Consider the following 17,012-nt stretch of genomic DNA (forward strand, 5'->3'; position numbering starts at 1 on the left):
GGTGACCTAGCCTTTCAGAAATTCTGGTACGTTGGCTGCCATCTTTTCGCGTTCAGCAGGGTCCAAAGGCTGCACCGGGCCACCATCCAAAACAAGCGGGGGCGGCATATGGGGACGAACCTCCCATTCAGCGGCACGGTAAATATCTTCTAACGTCACCCCCGAGCGTTGCAGGATATAATCCTCAGGCAACGGCAATTTAGGTCCAAAAGACCAGTAAAACGGCTTTTCGCCGGTGCCGTCTGCAATAAGTTCGTCGGCGGTAACGACCCCGCCCGCACTCGCAATCGCATCCCCGATCGAGACACTGGATCCATCTTCAGTGACGATCCGTGTGCCTAGCCGCAAGCGTCGCTTGTCCACGACGACAACAGAACCATCTTGGCCCATGGTGCCAGCAACTGCCCAAACAAACCCGTCTTCGACAGAGCCCACCTGACCACCTGTGGCCGCTCGAATATGCACACCATCAGAACGCTCCAGGATGCCATCGTCCCGCAAAACATCAATTAGCGCTTCAAATTTGCTTGGGCGTTTGCTGTCGGGGCGGTAATAGACGTGTCCGGGGGTGACACCTGTTCCAAAATAATCAAGTAATAGGATCGCCTTGTTGGTAAATATGCGTGAAACCTTGCCGGGGACGAGATTGCCCTCTGCGGTGAAGGACACAACGATGTCCGTTGGCACAATTTCTTCTATGGGTTTGGTCCAAATCAGCGGGATAACTGTTGCCAGATCGTAATGCCCTTCGGCGTTAGGTTCGAGGTCGAGATCCCGCGGCCACATATCGATCAATGTACCTGCGCTAAAGCACTTTTCTATCCCAACTTCAGCAAAAAACCGATCTAGCGCTTCTATCCTGCGTTCAGCAGACGGATTGAGCAACTCCAGCAAACCGATGAGCGGGATCAAGACTTGCTGCAAGGTACTTGGCTCGATTAAGGGATTAATGCCCGTATCATAGGCATGTAGATAGAGGTCCGTCAGCTGTTCGACGCTGAGGTCCGAAATATCACGGAATAAATCCGCAGGGCTGACCCTTAGGCTACCAGACGCATCCAAACTGCCCAGCACAAGACCTTGGCTCGCGCTGATATCGATTCCAACAGTGGCATTGGAACCAGAGGTTTCATTCCATTCAAAGAAATAGCCTGCTTGAACTCCCGCTGTTTGACCGACTGTCAAACCCAGCAGTTGCCCTTGCTCTCCCAAAATGATGTTCAGCCCTGAGAAGCCGTTCACCTCAGAGACAGAAAACCCTGTTGGGGAATTGGCATCCCGCACCAAGGTAATATCAAAACTGCCCCCGACAAACCCCGCTGCGATGCTTCCCGATAGCATGACCTGATTAACACTGGTGATTTGGCCGTCTTCGATATCGACTTGGGTTTCAAAGCCGATAGAGCCGCCGTTGATGCCATTGCCGCGCGTATATTCCGCCCCCAGACTTTGCGTCACGGAAAAAGGATCTAAACCAGCCCCAACCAATTGCGACCAGAGCGCCGGTTGCGACAGCGTGAAATCCAGCTGGGTGCTGAGGACACCATTGTCGGTAGAAATCAGCGTTTCAGAATTGTCTGCGATACCCCAAGTTGCGGCCATTACTCTGTATCCTTCTTATTACTCAAAACAAAATCGCCCGTTTTCTTTGCAAAATAGATCATCAGCCCCAAAAGCAGGGTCAAGACAGGCAGAAAAATCAGAACGTGCAGTGTCTGGCCAAGCAAGCCTGGCGCCATCAGCAAAATCAAAAGACATCCGATACACAGCGCTACACCTAAACACCCCTTCAACACCAAAACACGCGAAGGGCCCTTAGTGGCCTCTTTCCCAAATACCAACCGCTCTAGCCGGTTATCGAGCACATGGAATAATCCCGTTGCTATGGTCATCACTGTTCCCATGCCAAATGATGAAATCCCTTGCTTGGTTAACGTCTGACTTGAATACATTACCAACTTCCAAGACGACTTCAATCTTTGGTAACCTCGCCAGACCAATACACACGACCACCAGCCTTTGATTGTCTTTGGTCAGAACACCATGGGCGATTTGTCTGAAACCAACCGGAATTTGTCGATATTGATCCGCGCTGGGATGCGCCGTGTCACTAGGGTTAAACCGTCAAACACACTCCAAAGAGACCGCTATGAAAGCTGCTGTTCTTTACCGTCCCAATGCAAAGATTTTGATCGAGACCTTGCCGGATCCCGTTTGTCCCGGCGACGGCGTGATCGTGGAGGTGAAGGCATGCGGCGTGTGTCGTTCGGATCATCACACATGGGTTGGTGCGGATCCCGATTTGCGGCTGCCTCATGTAATGGGCCACGAATTTGCTGGCGTCGTTGCCGAAGTGGGGCCCGAGTGTACCAAGTTTCGCAAAGGCGACCGGGTCACGGCCCCGTTTATCTTGGGTTGCGGTCAGTGCGCTGACTGCACAACCGGTCAACCAACGATTTGTGATGACCAAAGGCTGATCGGTTTCACCCAGTGGGGCGCATTTGCTCAACGGGTGCCAGTACAGGCCGCAGATTTCAATCTGGTCCACTTGCCCGATCCAATTTCGTTTAACGAAGCGGCTGGCATGGGCTGCCGTGTAACCACCGCGTGGCGGGGCTTGAACGATCGTGCCGGATTGAAACCCGGGGAATGGGTGGTGATCCATGGCTGCGGGGGCGTTGGATTGTCGGCGGTCATGTTGGCCGTGGCGATTGGCGCGCAGATCGTGGCCGTCGACGTCTCGGCCGATGCGTTGACCCTCGCCAAAAACCTTGGGGCTGATATTTGCATCAACGCAGCCGAGGTCGCCGATGTATCCGAGGCCGTGCGCGATGCGACGGGCGGCGGGGCCCATGTGGCCGTGGATGCGCTGGGGGTCACGGCCACCTTTGACAATTCGCTGCGGTCCTTGCGCAAGCTTGGGCGACATGTGCAAATCGGCATGCCTGTGGGAATGCACGAAACCGTCTCCTTGCCCCTCCTCGATCTGGTCTATTCCCGTCAGCTTAGTCTTTACGGCATGCGTGGTCTTGGGGCTGATGGTTTCAAAACGCTGCTGGATATGGCGGTTTTGGGGCAATTGGATCTTGGCGCATTGGTCACCCAAACCATTCCTTTGTCTAAGGTCGGAGCGGCCCTACAGGCGATGGACCATAGCCAAGCCGCAGGCATCACAGTGATCGACAATTTTGTAAGTTAATGCCCGTAGAGCGCGGCATAAATCCCAAACGCACCTACAATGATCAGACTGATCGCCCAGATCAGGTCAAGGTTGAACCATGTCTTGGACAGGAATTTCAAACCCAACCAAACGTAAATGATCCACGCGATAATCCCGCCCGCTAAGGTCATCGCACCTGTGTGCGCAAGCGCCACAAGGAAAGCCACGGTGATGTTATTTTGCATCAAGGCCTCAGCTGCTAAATGGCCTGTGTCATCAGGTGCGATCGCGCAAATCCCAAGGTAGATCGGCACCAACATCAACCCTGCCCCATGGGCCATGGCCGCAAGGAAAGACCATAACGCCAAACGCGCCGGATGCACGCGGGCCAGGAATTTCGGATGTCGCCGGTTGATGACCAGATAAACGCCCATGGCGATGACCAGCAGGCCCGCGCCAACCCTTATTTCGGTCTCCCATTCGACCAGAAACATCATCATCGAAAACGGTAGAAGGATCGCAATCATGGCCATGAAATGCCCTGCCGCCAGCATGGCCAGCGCCTTGGGCAATGCCTTGGCGCGCTGTTCCATCAAAGCCGCCGAGACAGCCAGTGGCCAGCCCATCCCGGGGTTGATCCCATGATAGATGCCAGAAAAAATGACGGCCCCCCAAAGGGCCGCCATCGATGTCATGTCAATCGGCACTTAGACCGAAGGGTAGCAGAAGCTATCGGTGGAACAATCGCCGCCCTCTAGCCGGATCTGGTGCGACCGGTAGCCTTTCGGGAAATCGATGTAGAAATCCTTGTCCAGATGGAAGCCGTTTTCGTCGTTGTTGGCCATGACCATTTGTCCGCCTTCGTCATCGGGATAGAACTGATCATCCCATGTGGAATAGAGCGAGTTGGTCCAATAGACCCGCTTGCCATCGCGGCTGACCTCGACCATTTGCGGGCCATAGACAAAGGGCTTGCCGTTGGGGTGTGTCTCGCCTTTGGCGATACCACCGACTTCCACTTTGCCCACCAGTTTAGGGTTCATCGGGTCGGTCACATCGTATTGATGCATCTCGCCCAAGCCCCAGCACGCCACATAGAGGTACTTGTCATCAAGGCTGAGATCGATGTCGGTGACCAGTGGTGGCACGGCCTCAAACCCTTGCAACAAGGGCGGCAGGTTCTCGGGTTTTTCAGGCCGCGGATCGATTGTGATCACTTTTTTGGCCTGCCATGTGCCATCGTCATCGCGCCACCATGTAAAGATCGCGCCCTGCAGGTTGGTTGTATCCACCACGACACCACAGAACCCGTAGGACTTGGTTGGATCATGAGCAGGGCGGATTTCCAGAGCCATCTGGTAGTTCTCACCAAAGTCGATGGTTTGAATGTTCTTACGCGCCCGCAGATCCCAAAAGTGGATCGAGTGGCCGTATTTGTTAGACAGCAGATCCTCTGGCACCACACCGTTTTCAAACTGCGGTGGCAGGCCCCATTCGGAACTGACCATGTAATCCTGCGGTAGGTTCCACCAGAAATCATAGTGCTTGTCCTGCGGGCCACGATCCATCTCGTATTGGCCAATGATCTCGAAGGTCTCGCAATCCATGATAAAGATACCGGGAGGGCCATCTGTGCCGTCCTCGCCACCACCGCCAAGGGTCGAGACATAAATGCCTTCAGGACCGCAATGGATCGTATGTGGGCGGGAATATCCGGTCTTGGCGAAAATCTCTTCCGGTTCAATCGTCTTGTGAATATGGGCCTTCAGAGGGTCCTTCACATCAATCACATAGATGCGGGACGAGCGGATTCCGGGCACGATCAGATAACGGCGCTCTAGGAAAGCGTGGCCCGTCAAGGGCGATAAGGACGAAGAACAGGCGTTCCAGCCAAAGTGGTGAAATTCGTCGCCTTTGTTGGGCACGATGACTTGGTGCACGATCTGGCCGTATGTGTCAGAGCCCGGCTTGAGGTCTACAACCGCTATACCGTCAGACTGACTGCCATCGGGGCTAAGCATCACAGTGAAGGCATAGTTTTCGATAGGGGCTTGCATGGCAAGCTTGGGCGACGCGTGAAACGTCGGATCAGGTCTTAGGTTCATAATTTCCTCCCAGAATTTGAACAGAAGCGCCCCAGTTTGCCTGGGATCTATGTTTATAAGGCCGCATTGGGCCAATCGTCAGAGGCCAGTGTGCCTCGGGCATTGATGTCAGCAAAATAGCTGCGATGGGATGGTGATGTCTGCACAGAATCCGCAGACCATCCCTGAAGTAGTTTCATGATGCCCAAATGTCAGACATTTGGGAAGAGTTTTTTTGAACCGGCCTATTTCGGCTTAAATCGCCTGTTTCGAGGTGGGGTATTCCAGACCTTTGAGCGGTTTCTGAAGGCCCATACCCAATTTGGGAGATGCCAGTATTCGGACCCAACCCTAACGCTTGAACCACGCTATTTTAGGGAAGAAATTCATGTCGCTTATTGATCTGGCCTCCTACTACACCGCCCTCATCGCCATTGCCGTGGCCCCTGGTCCGATGTTGTTACTTTTGATGACCCGGGCTGCCAGTAACGACGTCACCGGGGCAATCGGGTTTTCCATTGGGGCCGCCTTGGGCAGCATCACAATCATCGCTTTGGTCTGTTTTGGACTGTCGGTCTGGATCACCGAAGTACCTGCCGTTTTGGACTACTCCAAGTACGTGATGCTAGCGTATATTCTATGGATTGCGCGGGATATGTGGGGCAAACGCGAGGCGCTTGGATCGGTTGAAGCGCCTGCTAGGTCGGGTTTGGGACTGGCTATTGTTGCAGGCTTTACCACCTGCATCACATCGCCCTATATGCTGGTCCTGTTCCCTCTGCTGTTGCCCGAAGTGATGGACATCACAGCCATCAAAATGCCCGGCTTTTTTATCATCAGCGCCACAACATTCTTGGCCGAGGCGACAGCCGCACTGATGATCGTCGGCCTTGCCGCTCAGTTACGTCGCCTGACGCGTTCGCCGCGCTCAGTGATGATGATGAACCGAAGCTTGGCCGCCATTTTGGTGGTCGGTGGCGGGTGGATGGCAGTGGCCTAAGTGAGGGACAAAGTAGCCCTGTGGTAAGGTAGCCCAGACTTCGTGAACGCCTCTGGGTCGATGGTGAACCCTAGCCCCCGGTAAAACGCCAATGCCGTCTGTCGGGCGTCACACCACAGCACTTCAATGCCGTTCTCTCGCAGGTGCGCTGCACCGGTTTGGACCAGTTGCCCCCCAATCCCTTTGCCCTGACACGATGGCTCGACAGCAAGTTTACGCAGACGCGCGCCTGCTCCATCAGTGTAGAAAGACCCCACACCGACGACAATCTGATCCTGAAACGCAGCCAAATGATAGGCTGCCGCATCCCCGTTAACGCGCACGGACTCCAGCGATTTTTCCGGCCATAAGACGCGCTGCCTGAGCTCTAGAACCTCATCAACAGGGACTGGCTTAATATGAAGTGACATCATTACCTTCCAACAAAAAAGGCCCCTACATTGCTGCAGGGGCCCTTTTCAAATCATATCATCAGACGCTTATTCACGGCTGTCGGGGGTTTCCATGATGATGTTATCGAACTCACCACCACCAACAACGTCGCTTTCAGGGGCCGGAGCTGCCAGCGCGGCGGCTTGTTCGGCCTCCTCACGGCGGGCTTCGATCACCACATTGTCACGATCAGACGCCACTTTGCGCACTTGCTGGGTTGCCCCGCCAGTACCTGCCGGGATCAAACGACCCACGATGACGTTCTCTTTCAGACCAACCAACTTGTCGCGCTTGCCCTGAACCGAGGCTTCCGTCAGAACCCGTGTGGTTTCTTGGAACGATGCCGCCGAAATGAACGAACGTGTCTGCAACGATGCTTTGGTGATACCCAACAGGATCGGGCCACCTTGGGCTGGACGTCCACCGCGCGCGATTGATTTGGCGTTTGCCTCGTCAAATTCGGCTTTGTCGACGTTTTCACCCTTAAGCAATGTCGTGTCACCACTGTCCGAGATTTCCCATTTCTGGAGCATCTGACGCACGATGACTTCGATGTGCTTGTCGTTGATTTTCACACCTTGCAAGCGGTACACGTCCTGCACTTCGTCGATCATGTAGTCGGCCAAAGCCTCGACCCCCATAATCGCCAAAATGTCGTGCGGCGCTGGGTTGCCGTCCATGATGTAGTCGCCCTTTTGAACGAAGTCACCTTCCTGAACTGGAATGTGCTTGCCCTTAGGCACCATGTATTCGACCTTGGTGTCGGCATCTTCCGAAGATTCAATCGCGATGCGACGCTTGTTCTTGTAGTCCTTGCCAAATCGCACATAGCCATCGATTTCTGCGATGATTGCGTGGTCTTTTGGACGACGGGCTTCGAACAATTCGGCCACACGTGGCAGACCACCAGTAATGTCCTTGGTTTTGGTGCCCTCACGCGGAATACGCGCCACAACATCACCTGGTTTCACTTCGGTGCCGTCCTCGATGGACAAAATCGCATCCACAGACATTGGGTATGTCACAGGATTGCCAGCTTCATTGCGCACAGGCTCGCCGTCTGGACCAGCGATCAAGATCTCTGGCTTCAACTCGTTGCCTTTTGGTGCAGCACGCCAATCGGTCACAATACGCTGTGTCATGCCTGTCGCATCATCGGTGTCTTCGCGCACAGCGATACCGTTGATCAGATCGACAAACTTCGCAGTACCGGCCATCTCGGCGATGATTGGCAATGTGAATGGGTCCCATTCAAACAGCTTGTCACCTCGGCCAACGTCCGCGCCCTCTTTGACCAACAACTTAGTGCCGTAGCCCACTTTGTGGCTGGCACGTTCGTCGCCATCAGGACCAACAATGGCCAGTTTCATGTTACGACCCATGACGATTTGCGCGCCTGCTTCGTTTTCAATCAACTGAGCATTCTCGAAGGTAACTTTGCCTTCCTGAGAAGCCTCCAAGAACGATTGTTGACCACCGCCCTGCGCAACCCCACCAATGTGGAAGGTCCGCATGGTCAGCTGTGTACCCGGCTCACCAATGGACTGGGCTGCGATAATACCGACAGCTTCGCCTTGGTTTACAAGTGTACCGCGGGCCAAGTCACGACCGTAGCACATTGCGCAAACGCCTTCTTCGGCCTCACAGGTCAGTGGGCTGCGCATCCGCATGGACACGACGCCTGCTTCCTCGATCGCGTCGGCTTTGCGCTCGTCGATCAACTCACCTTTGGAGACGATGATTTCATCCGTGCCCGGCTTGAACACGTCATCTGCGGCCACACGGCCCAGAACACGTTCGCCGATTGGGGCAACAACTTCACCATCGTTCACAGCGGTTTCAGCAGTGATCGCCATCTCGGTCCCACAGTCGTGCATGCGCACGATGCAGTCCTGAGCGACGTCAACCAAACGACGTGTCAGATAACCAGAGTTCGCAGTTTTCAACGCCGTATCCGACAGACCCTTACGGGCACCGTGGGTCGAGTTGAAGTACTCAAGAACGGACAAGCCTTCCTTAAAGTTCGAGATGATAGGCGTCTCGATGATCTCACCGTTTGGTTTGTTCATCAGGCCGCGCATACCGCCCAACTGCTTCATCTGCGTGACCGAACCACGGGCCTTACTGTCGGCCATCATAAAGACCGAGTTAGGTTCAGCTTCGACACCGTTCTCGTCAGTCTTAATGGCCGCAATTGTGCCCATCATCGCGTCAGTCACCTGGTCGTTACACTTGGACCACGCATCGACAACTTTGTTGTACTTTTCGCCCTGAGTGATCAGGCCGTCCATATACTGTTGTTCGAACTCTTTCACTTGGTCGCGAACGCCATCGACGATTTCCCATTTGTTGTCTGGGATCACCATGTCATCTTTACCAAACGAGATGCCCGCCTTGAACGCCTCACGGAAGCCCATGGTCATCACTTGGTCACAGAAAATCACGGATTCTTTCTGACCACAGTAACGATACACAGTATCAATGACTTGCTGCACTTCGCCCTTTTTGAGCAGGCGGTTGACCAACTCAAACGGGGCTTTTGCGTTCAACGGCAACAAGGCACCCAGACGCACACGACCGGGCGTGGTGTCAAAGATTTGCTGTACTTCGTTACCTTCATCGTCGATCTGCGGCACGCGGGCTTTGACCTTGGCATGCAGATGCACAGTGCCACTGTCCAGCGCGTGCTGTACTTCTTCGATGGAGCCAAAGACCATGCCTTCGCCCTTCATACCCGCGCGTTCCAGCGAGGTGTAATACAGGCCCAAGATCATATCCTGCGATGGCACAATGATCGGCGCACCGTTGGACGGCGACAGAACGTTGTTCGTGGACATCATCAGAACACGGGCTTCCAGCTGGGCTTCCAAAGACAGCGGTACGTGGACCGCCATTTGGTCACCGTCGAAGTCCGCGTTAAACGCAGAACACACCAATGGGTGCAGCTGGATCGCTTTGCCTTCGATCAGCACAGGTTCAAACGCTTGGATGCCAAGACGGTGCAATGTCGGCGCACGGTTCAGCATAACTGGGTGTTCGCGGATCACTTCGTCCAAGATATCCCAGACTTCGGGACGCTCTTTTTCCACCAATTTCTTGGCCTGTTTCACAGTGGAAGACAGACCTTTGGCCTCAAGTCGCGAGTAGATGAACGGTTTGAACAGCTCCAACGCCATCTTTTTCGGCAGACCACATTGGTGCAGCTTCAACTCGGGCCCCGTCACAATCACGGAACGGCCAGAAAAGTCGACGCGCTTGCCCAAAAGGTTTTGACGGAAGCGACCTTGCTTACCTTTCAGCATGTCAGACAGCGATTTCAACGGACGCTTGTTGGCGCCAGTGATCACGCGGCCACGACGACCGTTGTCGAACAGAGCATCTACAGATTCCTGCAACATCCGCTTTTCGTTACGCACGATGATATCAGGCGCGCGCAATTCGATCAGACGTTTCAGACGGTTGTTCCGGTTGATTACGCGACGGTAAAGATCGTTCAGATCGGACGTCGCAAAACGGCCCCCGTCCAGAGGCACAAGCGGGCGCAATTCCGGCGGGATCACAGGCACAACAGTCAGGATCATCCATTCAGGACGGTTCCCGGATTCAATAAAGCTTTCGACGATCTTCAAACGTTTGATGATCTTCTTGGGCTTCAATTCACCTGTGGCTTCTTTCAGATCCGCGCGCAACTGTTCTGCTTCGGCGTCCAAATCGATCGCTTGCAGCATTTCACGGATCGCTTCGGCACCAATGTTCGCAGTGAATGCGTCCATACCGTAGGCGTCTTGGGCATCCATGAACTCTTCTTCAGTCATCAACTGACCGTAAGTGAGATCTGTGAGGCCCGGTTCGATCACAACATAGTTTTCGAAGTACAAGATGCGTTCTAGATCGCGCAACGTCATGTCCAGCATCAGACCGATGCGGGATGGAAGCGATTTCAGGAACCAGATGTGGGCCACGGGTGCGGCCAGTTCGATGTGACCCATACGTTCACGACGCACCTTTTGCAGCGTGACTTCCACACCGCATTTCTCGCAGACAACGCCGCGATACTTCATGCGTTTGTATTTGCCACACAGACATTCGTAGTCTTTGATCGGGCCAAAGATACGTGCACAGAACAGGCCATCACGCTCGGGCTTGAACGTCCGGTAGTTGATGGTTTCTGGTTTCTTGATCTCACCGAATGACCACGACAAAATACGCTCTGGCGAGGCCAAAGATACCTTGATCTCGTCGAATTGCTTTTGTGGCGTCAACGGGTTGAACGGGTTGTTTGTCAGTTCCTGGTTCATTTTATGATCCTTAAATTAGGGGAAGGTTGGATGGGTGGGGCGCAAGGCGCCCTATTCATCCACCTCCGCATCCAGGAGTTCCATATTCAGGCCAAGGCCACGGACTTCTTTCACGAGAACGTTGAAGGATTCTGGCACGCCAGCTTCAAAGTTATCTTCGCCCTTCACGATGCTTTCATAGACTTTCGTCCGCCCTGCAACGTCGTCCGACTTCACAGTCAGCATCTCTTGCAAGGTGTAAGCAGCGCCGTAAGCTTCCAGTGCCCAGACTTCCATTTCCCCGAAACGCTGACCACCGAACTGGGCTTTACCACCCAGCGGTTGTTGCGTGACCAAGGAGTATGGACCTGTGGAACGGGCGTGAATTTTGTCGTCCACCAAGTGGTGCAGTTTGAGCAGGTATTTCACACCTACAGTGACCGGACGGGAGAATTGCTCACCCGTGCGACCGTCAAACAGCACCGACTGACCGCTTTCAGAGAAACCAGCACGGACCAGCGCGTCGTTCACGTCAGCCTCTTTCGCGCCGTCGAAAACTGGCGTCGCAATTGGCACACCGCGTGTGACATTGCTTGCCGCTTCGATCAACTCGTCCTCGTCCATACCGTCGATACCTTCGGCTGTGACGTTTTCACCATAGGCCAGAGCCATCGCTTCGCGCACTGGCGTAAGATCACCGGAACGTTTGTACTCGGAAATCGCCTCATCGACATTCAAGCCCAGACCGCGCGCGGCCCAGCCCATATGTGTCTCAAGGATCTGCCCGACGTTCATACGCGAAGGCACACCAAGCGGGTTCAAACAGAAGTCAACGGGTGTACCGTCAGCCAAGAATGGCATGTCTTCCATTGGAACAACTTTGGAAATCACACCTTTGTTGCCGTGACGACCAGCCATTTTATCGCCCGGTTGCAGCTTACGCTTCACCGCGACGAATACTTTGACCATTTTCATCACGCCGGGTGGCAGATCGTCGCCGCGACGCACTTTTTCAACTTTGTCTTCAAAGCGGGCATCCAAGGTGCGTTTCTGCGCCTCATACTGCTCGTTCAAAGCCTCGACGATTTGTGCGTCACTTTCGTCTTCCAATGCCAACTGCCACCACTGACCGCGGCTCAGAGATTCCAGCAGGTCCTGCGTAATCTCGACGTTTGATGGAATGCCTTTGGGGCCTTTGACGGCCTTTTTACCCAAGATCATACCAGACAGACGCGCGTAGATGTTCCGATCCAAAATGACCAATTCGTCATCACGGTCACGGGCCAGACGCTCGACTTCTTCACGTTCGATCTGCAAAGCACGTTCGTCTTTTTCCACACCGTGGCGGTTAAAGACGCGCACTTCAACGACTGTACCGAAGTCACCTGGTTTTACGCGCAAGGATGTGTCCCGCACGTCGCTGGCTTTTTCACCAAAGATGGCACGCAGAAGTTTTTCTTCTGGTGTCATCGGGCTTTCGCCTTTTGGTGTGATCTTACCGACCAAGATATCACCCGGTTCAACATCCGCGCCGATGTAAACGATGCCAGCCTCGTCGAGGTTGCGCAGCGCTTCTTCACCAACGTTTGGAATGTCGCGTGTGATTTCTTCTGGACCCAGTTTCGTGTCACGGGCCGCCACTTCGAATTCTTCGATGTGGATGGATGTGAACACGTCATCACGGGCGATACGCTCGGAAATCAGGATACTGTCTTCGTAGTTGTAGCCATTCCAAGGCATAAACGCGACGACCACGTTTTTACCCAAAGCCAATTCACCCATATCCGTGGATGGACCATCGGCGATAACTTGGCCTTTGGTCACACGCTCACCAACCCGCACCAAAGGACGCTGGTTGATACATGTGTTCTGGTTCGAGCGTTGGAACTTGCGCATACGGTAGATGTCTACGCCAGCATCACCCAACTCGAGATCTTCTGTGGCGCGCACAACGATACGTGTCGCGTCGACCTGATCGATGATACCACCACGTTTGGCCATGTAGGCCGCACCGGAATCGCGAGCCACAACTTCTTCGATGCCGGTGCCCACGAGTGGTGCTTCGGCTTGCAGAAGTGGAACAGCCTGACGTTGCATGTTCGAGCCCATCAAGGCGCGGTTCGCATCGTCATTCTCAAGGAACGGGATCAAAGACGCCGCAACCGAGACCAACTGCTTGGGCGAGACGTCGATCAAATCAACATGCTCGGGCGATTGCAGCAGATAGTCGCCGGATTGGCGTGTGCTGACCAGATCGTTGGCAAATTTGCCGTTCTCATCCAAAGCTGCGTTGGCCTGCGCCACTGTGTGACGCATTTCTTCTGTAGCGGACATGTAGTGCACTTCGTCAGTGACTTTGCTGTCCACAACGCGGCGGTAAGGTGTTTCGATAAAGCCGTATTTGTTCACACGGGCAAATGTAGCCAGCGAGTTGATCAGACCAATGTTCGGCCCTTCCGGCGTTTCAATCGGGCACATCCGACCGTAGTGTGTTGGGTGAACGTCACGAACCTCAAAGCCAGCACGTTCGCGGGTCAAACCACCTGGGCCCAGCGCAGACAAGCGACGCTTGTGTGTAACTTCGGACAATGGGTTGGTTTGGTCCATGAACTGAGACAGCTGCGAGGAGCCAAAGAATTCACGCACAGCGGCAGCAGCCGGTTTCGCGTTGATCAAATCCTGCGGCATCACTGTGTCGATCTCGACAGAACTCATACGCTCCTTGATCGCGCGCTCCATGCGAAGCAAGCCAACACGGTACTGGTTTTCCATCAGTTCGCCAACGGAACGCACACGACGGTTGCCCAAGTGGTCAATGTCGTCGATGTCGCCTTTGCCGTCACGCAGCTCAACCAGCGCTTTGATGCAGGATACGATGTCTTCTTTGCGCAGGGTGCGCACAGTGTCTTCTGCATCCAGTGCCAAACGCATGTTCATTTTCACACGACCCACGGCGGACAGATCGTACCGCTCGGAATCGAAGAACAACGTGTCGAACAGGGCGGATGCCGCATCAACGGTGGGCGGCTCGCCCGGACGCATAACGCGGTAAATATCCATCAACGCGCTTTCGCGGTTCATGTTCTTATCTGCAGCCATGGTGTTGCGCATATATGGACCGACATTGACGTTATCGATGTCCAGCACAGGAATGGTTGTGATGCCTGCATCCGCCAATTCCTGCAAAGACCCACCAATAACGGTGCCGTCCTTGTCCATCTCCAGTGTCAGCTCATCACCAGCTTCCACATAGATCGCGCCATTTTCTTCGTTGATGATGTCTTGAGCAACGAATTTGCCAACGATCTGCTCATACGGCAGCAGCAATTCAGTCACTTTGCCTTCGTCGATCAATTTCTTGACCGCCCGTGGGGTTACTTTCTTGCCAGCTTCTGCGATCACTTCGCCAGTGCCCGCGTCAACAAGATCATGCAGTGGACGGGTGCCGCGCACACGCTCTGGGAAGAACTTGGTGACCCAACCTTTGCCCTTCTTCAGCTTGTACTCAACGGTGTTGTAGTAAGCATTCATAATGCCTTCTTGGTCCAGACCCAGCGCATAAAGCAGTGTTGTCACGGGCAATTTACGACGACGGTCGATGCGCGCAAACACAAGGTCCTTGGCGTCAAATTCAAAGTCCAACCAGCTGCCGCGATAGGGAATAATGCGGCAAGCAAATAGCAATTTACCAGAAGAATGGGTTTTGCCTTTGTCGTGGTCAAAGAAAACACCAGGTGAACGGTGCATTTGGCTGACGATAACACGCTCGGTGCCGTTCACGACAAAAGTGCCGTTCGGTGTCATCAAAGGCATATCGCCCATGAACACGTCTTGCTCTTTGATGTCTTTCACAGACTTCGCGCCTGTATCTTCGTCGATATCAAACACGATCAGACGGAGGGTCACCTTCAGAGGAGCGCTGTAGGTCATGTCGCGCTGCTGACATTCCTCAACGTCGTATTTCGGTTTTTCCAACTCGTATTTCACGAATTCCAGCACAGCTGTTTCGTTGAAATCTTTGATGGGGAATACGGATTGGAAGACACCTTTGATGCCCTCGCCGTCCAATGGTTCCAATTGATCGCCAGATTTCAGGAACAGATCATATGATGATTTCTGGACTTCAATCAGGTTTGGCATATCCAATACTTCGCGGATTTTGCCGTAATATTTGCGCAAGCGTTTTTGACCTAGGAAGGACGTAGCCATGTGCGATGTCACCTTTCAAGTTTCTCATTCAGACACACCTACCGTCGGGCCACGGCGATGCACCCAGTTGAGACAGACGAAACAGTTCGGCCTATTCTAGATCGACGTCCCACCGACGATCACCCGACCATTGAACCGCGCCTTAGAAGAGGCTTTTTGCGGGCTCGACGAAAAGCCCCTTCTAAGACAGGTTCGGCTGGACCCGAATTTCTCCGGATCCAGCCTGAAAATTGCAGGGCTGCGCGCAACCCCTGAATAGCGACTTAGGCCAGTTCGACTTCTGCGCCAGCTGCTTCCAGCTTGGCTTTCACGTCTTCTGCTTCGGCTTTGTCGACGCCTTCTTTGATCTTGCCGCCAGCTTCGACCAAGTCTTTGGCTTCTTTCAGACCAAGACCAGTGATGCCGCGAACTTCTTTGATCACGTTGATTTTCGAGGCGCCGGCGTTCTTGAGAACAACGTCAAACTCGGTTTTTTCTTCAGCAGCACCGCCAGCGTCGCCAGCTGGGCCTGCCATCATAACTGCGCCACCGGCTGCAGGTTCGATGCCATACTCATCTTTGAGGATGGTTTTCAGTTCTTGTGCTTCGAGAAGGGTAAGACCAACAATCTCTTCTGCAAGTTTCTTCAGATCAGCCATTTGCTTTTTCCGTTCTATATTAAATGTGTTCCAACGTCGGATGTTCAACCCTAGTCAGACAGTCAAGTTGCTTACGCAGCCTTCTCTTCGATTGTCGAAAGAATGCTGGCGATATTCGAAGCAGGGGCGCCAATCGCACCGGCAATGTTGGAAGCTGGGGCACCAATACAACCCACGATGGAGGCAATAAGCTCCTCGCGGCTTGGCATTGCTGCAACGGCCTTCACACCGGCAACGTCCAGAGCATCCTCACCCATGGAACCACCAAGAATCTGAAGCTTGTCATTTTCTTTAGCGTAATCCACGACGACCTTGGCCGCAGCCACCGGGTCTTCGGAATAGGAAAGGACGGTCATGCCTGTCAGGTAGTCAGCAATGCTTGCGCAGGGCTGGCCTTCCAGGGCGATCTTTGCGAGCCTGTTCTTGGCGACACGCACAGACCCGTCTACTTCACGCATTTTCGCGCGCAGGTCCTGCATCTCGGCAACTGTCATGCCTTCGTAGTGGGCAACCACAACGACGCCAGAGCTTTCGAAGATTTGGCCGAGTTCCTCGACCACTTTCTCTTTTTGTGCTCTATCCACAGTTTTCTCCAGTTTTGGGGGGTTTATTCCCCGGCTCAGTCTACCGGATTACTCCGGCGGTTGGGTCCATCAACAACGGGACACCCGAACCGCCAAGGAGCAAAAAGAGAGCCCTCAGAATGTTTGGTCTGTTCCCGTCTCAGGCAGGAATTAAAGGGGTTTAAGGCCCCAACCCGCCGTCTCGGACGAAACGCAAAAGAGCGCGAGACGAATCACGCGCTCTAGAGCTGAGGATTAGTTAGTTCGAATGGTAGCAAATGTGAAGAGCCCATAAGCAGATAGCGCGGTATTTAAGCATCCTTGCCCACGCAATTTCACGTCGCTTTATCATATGGCAGCACCCACGACCCAGGCTAAGGGTTGTGAAGACCATTTTTGCTGCGATCTATCCCCCCCCGCCGACACCACGTGTTTCCCTTAGCACTGTAAGCACCTGCGAGGGACCAAAGGATACTATATCCCCGAAATAACCTTCCACAAATCACCGTTTCGCACCCAACGGGCTGATTTTGGAAAGACTATTACCGCTCACAGCGCGGGATTTTCGAACGGGACTCTACACACAAAGCGCCTGACCTAACCGCTCTGACTGCTTTCTTAGGTACTCAACGCCTTTTCTTGAATTCAT

12 protein-coding genes are annotated in these 17,012 nt (G+C 53.9%); 2 read left to right on the forward strand and 10 right to left on the reverse strand.

Annotated elements, in window-relative coordinates; genetic code table 11:
• Nucleotides 1-6: 6 nt before the first annotated feature.
• Nucleotides 7-1,602, reverse strand: coding sequence for a hypothetical protein (locus tag ACIRQ6_RS14275; protein WP_420861274.1), 1,596 nt, complete (start codon nucleotides 1,600-1,602; stop codon nucleotides 7-9).
• Complete coding sequence (locus ACIRQ6_RS14280) at nucleotides 1,602-1,976, reverse strand: hypothetical protein (RefSeq protein ID WP_420861275.1); 375 nt, start codon at nucleotides 1,974-1,976, stop codon at nucleotides 1,602-1,604. The genes ACIRQ6_RS14275 and ACIRQ6_RS14280 overlap by 1 nt, the downstream gene beginning before the upstream one ends.
• Nucleotides 1,977-2,149: 173 nt before the next feature.
• Here ACIRQ6_RS14280 and ACIRQ6_RS14285 point away from each other — a divergent pair, with 173 nt between their 5' ends.
• Nucleotides 2,150-3,199, forward strand: coding sequence for a zinc-binding dehydrogenase (locus ACIRQ6_RS14285; protein WP_420861276.1), 1,050 nt, complete (start codon nucleotides 2,150-2,152; stop codon nucleotides 3,197-3,199).
• Here the strand turns inward: ACIRQ6_RS14285 and ACIRQ6_RS14290 are convergent.
• Genes ACIRQ6_RS14290 through ACIRQ6_RS14300 form a run of 3 tightly spaced genes read right to left on the reverse strand, consistent with a single transcriptional unit; the run spans nucleotide 3,196 to nucleotide 5,444 of the window.
• Nucleotides 3,196-3,846 (reverse strand): hypothetical protein, encoded by a 651-nt coding sequence (locus ACIRQ6_RS14290; protein WP_420861277.1) that lies wholly within the window; start codon nucleotides 3,844-3,846, stop codon nucleotides 3,196-3,198. The genes ACIRQ6_RS14285 and ACIRQ6_RS14290 overlap by 4 nt on opposite strands.
• Before the next feature lie 21 nt (nucleotides 3,847-3,867).
• Nucleotides 3,868-5,265 (reverse strand): selenium-binding protein SBP56-related protein, encoded by a 1,398-nt coding sequence (locus tag ACIRQ6_RS14295; protein ID WP_420861278.1) that lies wholly within the window; start codon nucleotides 5,263-5,265, stop codon nucleotides 3,868-3,870.
• 53 nt (nucleotides 5,266-5,318) lie between these two features.
• Nucleotides 5,319-5,444, reverse strand: coding sequence for a hypothetical protein (locus tag ACIRQ6_RS14300; RefSeq protein ID WP_420861279.1), 126 nt, complete (start codon nucleotides 5,442-5,444; stop codon nucleotides 5,319-5,321).
• 188 nt (nucleotides 5,445-5,632) lie between these two features.
• On the opposite strand from ACIRQ6_RS14300, the gene ACIRQ6_RS14305 reads away from it, so the two are divergent.
• Nucleotides 5,633-6,244 (forward strand): LysE family translocator, encoded by a 612-nt coding sequence (locus tag ACIRQ6_RS14305; RefSeq protein WP_420861280.1) that lies wholly within the window; start codon nucleotides 5,633-5,635, stop codon nucleotides 6,242-6,244.
• On the opposite strand, the gene ACIRQ6_RS14310 is transcribed toward ACIRQ6_RS14305, so the two are convergent.
• From ACIRQ6_RS14310 to rplJ, 5 genes are all read right to left on the reverse strand, one after another.
• Nucleotides 6,241-6,657 (reverse strand): GNAT family N-acetyltransferase, encoded by a 417-nt coding sequence (locus tag ACIRQ6_RS14310; protein WP_420861281.1) that lies wholly within the window; start codon nucleotides 6,655-6,657, stop codon nucleotides 6,241-6,243. The two genes, ACIRQ6_RS14305 and ACIRQ6_RS14310, sit on opposite strands and share 4 nt — an antisense overlap.
• Nucleotides 6,658-6,723: 66 nt before the next feature.
• Nucleotides 6,724-10,974 carry a DNA-directed RNA polymerase subunit beta' gene (gene rpoC, locus ACIRQ6_RS14315; RefSeq protein ID WP_420861282.1) on the reverse strand — a complete coding sequence of 1,417 codons (4,251 nt, stop codon included), beginning with the start codon at nucleotides 10,972-10,974 and terminating at the stop codon, nucleotides 6,724-6,726.
• Between the two features lie 51 nt (nucleotides 10,975-11,025).
• On the reverse strand, nucleotides 11,026-15,162 hold the full coding sequence (gene rpoB, locus ACIRQ6_RS14320; RefSeq protein ID WP_420861283.1) for a DNA-directed RNA polymerase subunit beta: 4,137 nt from the start codon (nucleotides 15,160-15,162) through the stop codon (nucleotides 11,026-11,028).
• Between the two features lie 263 nt (nucleotides 15,163-15,425).
• On the reverse strand, nucleotides 15,426-15,800 hold the full coding sequence (gene rplL, locus ACIRQ6_RS14325; protein WP_420861284.1) for a 50S ribosomal protein L7/L12: 375 nt from the start codon (nucleotides 15,798-15,800) through the stop codon (nucleotides 15,426-15,428).
• 71 nt (nucleotides 15,801-15,871) lie between these two features.
• Nucleotides 15,872-16,384, reverse strand: coding sequence for a 50S ribosomal protein L10 (gene rplJ / locus ACIRQ6_RS14330; RefSeq protein ID WP_420861285.1), 513 nt, complete (start codon nucleotides 16,382-16,384; stop codon nucleotides 15,872-15,874).
• Nucleotides 16,385-17,012: the final 628 nt, after the last annotated feature.

This window comes from Algirhabdus cladophorae, assembly GCF_044772865.1.
In the GTDB taxonomy this organism is placed as follows: Bacteria; Pseudomonadota; Alphaproteobacteria; order Rhodobacterales; family Rhodobacteraceae; genus Algirhabdus; species Algirhabdus cladophorae.

Coding starts and splice junctions, on each gene's coding strand:
- rplL (WP_420861284.1), bottom strand. CDS start 15,800: ATGGCTGATCTGAAGAAACTTGCAGAAGAGATTGTTGGTCTTACCCTT.
- ACIRQ6_RS14285 (WP_420861276.1), top strand. CDS start 2,150: ATGAAAGCTGCTGTTCTTTACCGTCCCAATGCAAAGATTTTGATCGAG.
- ACIRQ6_RS14295 (WP_420861278.1), bottom strand. CDS start 5,265: ATGAACCTAAGACCTGATCCGACGTTTCACGCGTCGCCCAAGCTTGCC.
- rpoC (WP_420861282.1), bottom strand. CDS start 10,974: ATGAACCAGGAACTGACAAACAACCCGTTCAACCCGTTGACGCCACAA.
- ACIRQ6_RS14300 (WP_420861279.1), bottom strand. CDS start 5,444: ATGAAACTACTTCAGGGATGGTCTGCGGATTCTGTGCAGACATCACCA.
- ACIRQ6_RS14275 (WP_420861274.1), bottom strand. CDS start 1,602: ATGGCCGCAACTTGGGGTATCGCAGACAATTCTGAAACGCTGATTTCT.
- ACIRQ6_RS14305 (WP_420861280.1), top strand. CDS start 5,633: ATGTCGCTTATTGATCTGGCCTCCTACTACACCGCCCTCATCGCCATT.
- ACIRQ6_RS14310 (WP_420861281.1), bottom strand. CDS start 6,657: ATGATGTCACTTCATATTAAGCCAGTCCCTGTTGATGAGGTTCTAGAG.
- rpoB (WP_420861283.1), bottom strand. CDS start 15,162: ATGGCTACGTCCTTCCTAGGTCAAAAACGCTTGCGCAAATATTACGGC.
- ACIRQ6_RS14290 (WP_420861277.1), bottom strand. CDS start 3,846: ATGGCGGCCCTTTGGGGGGCCGTCATTTTTTCTGGCATCTATCATGGG.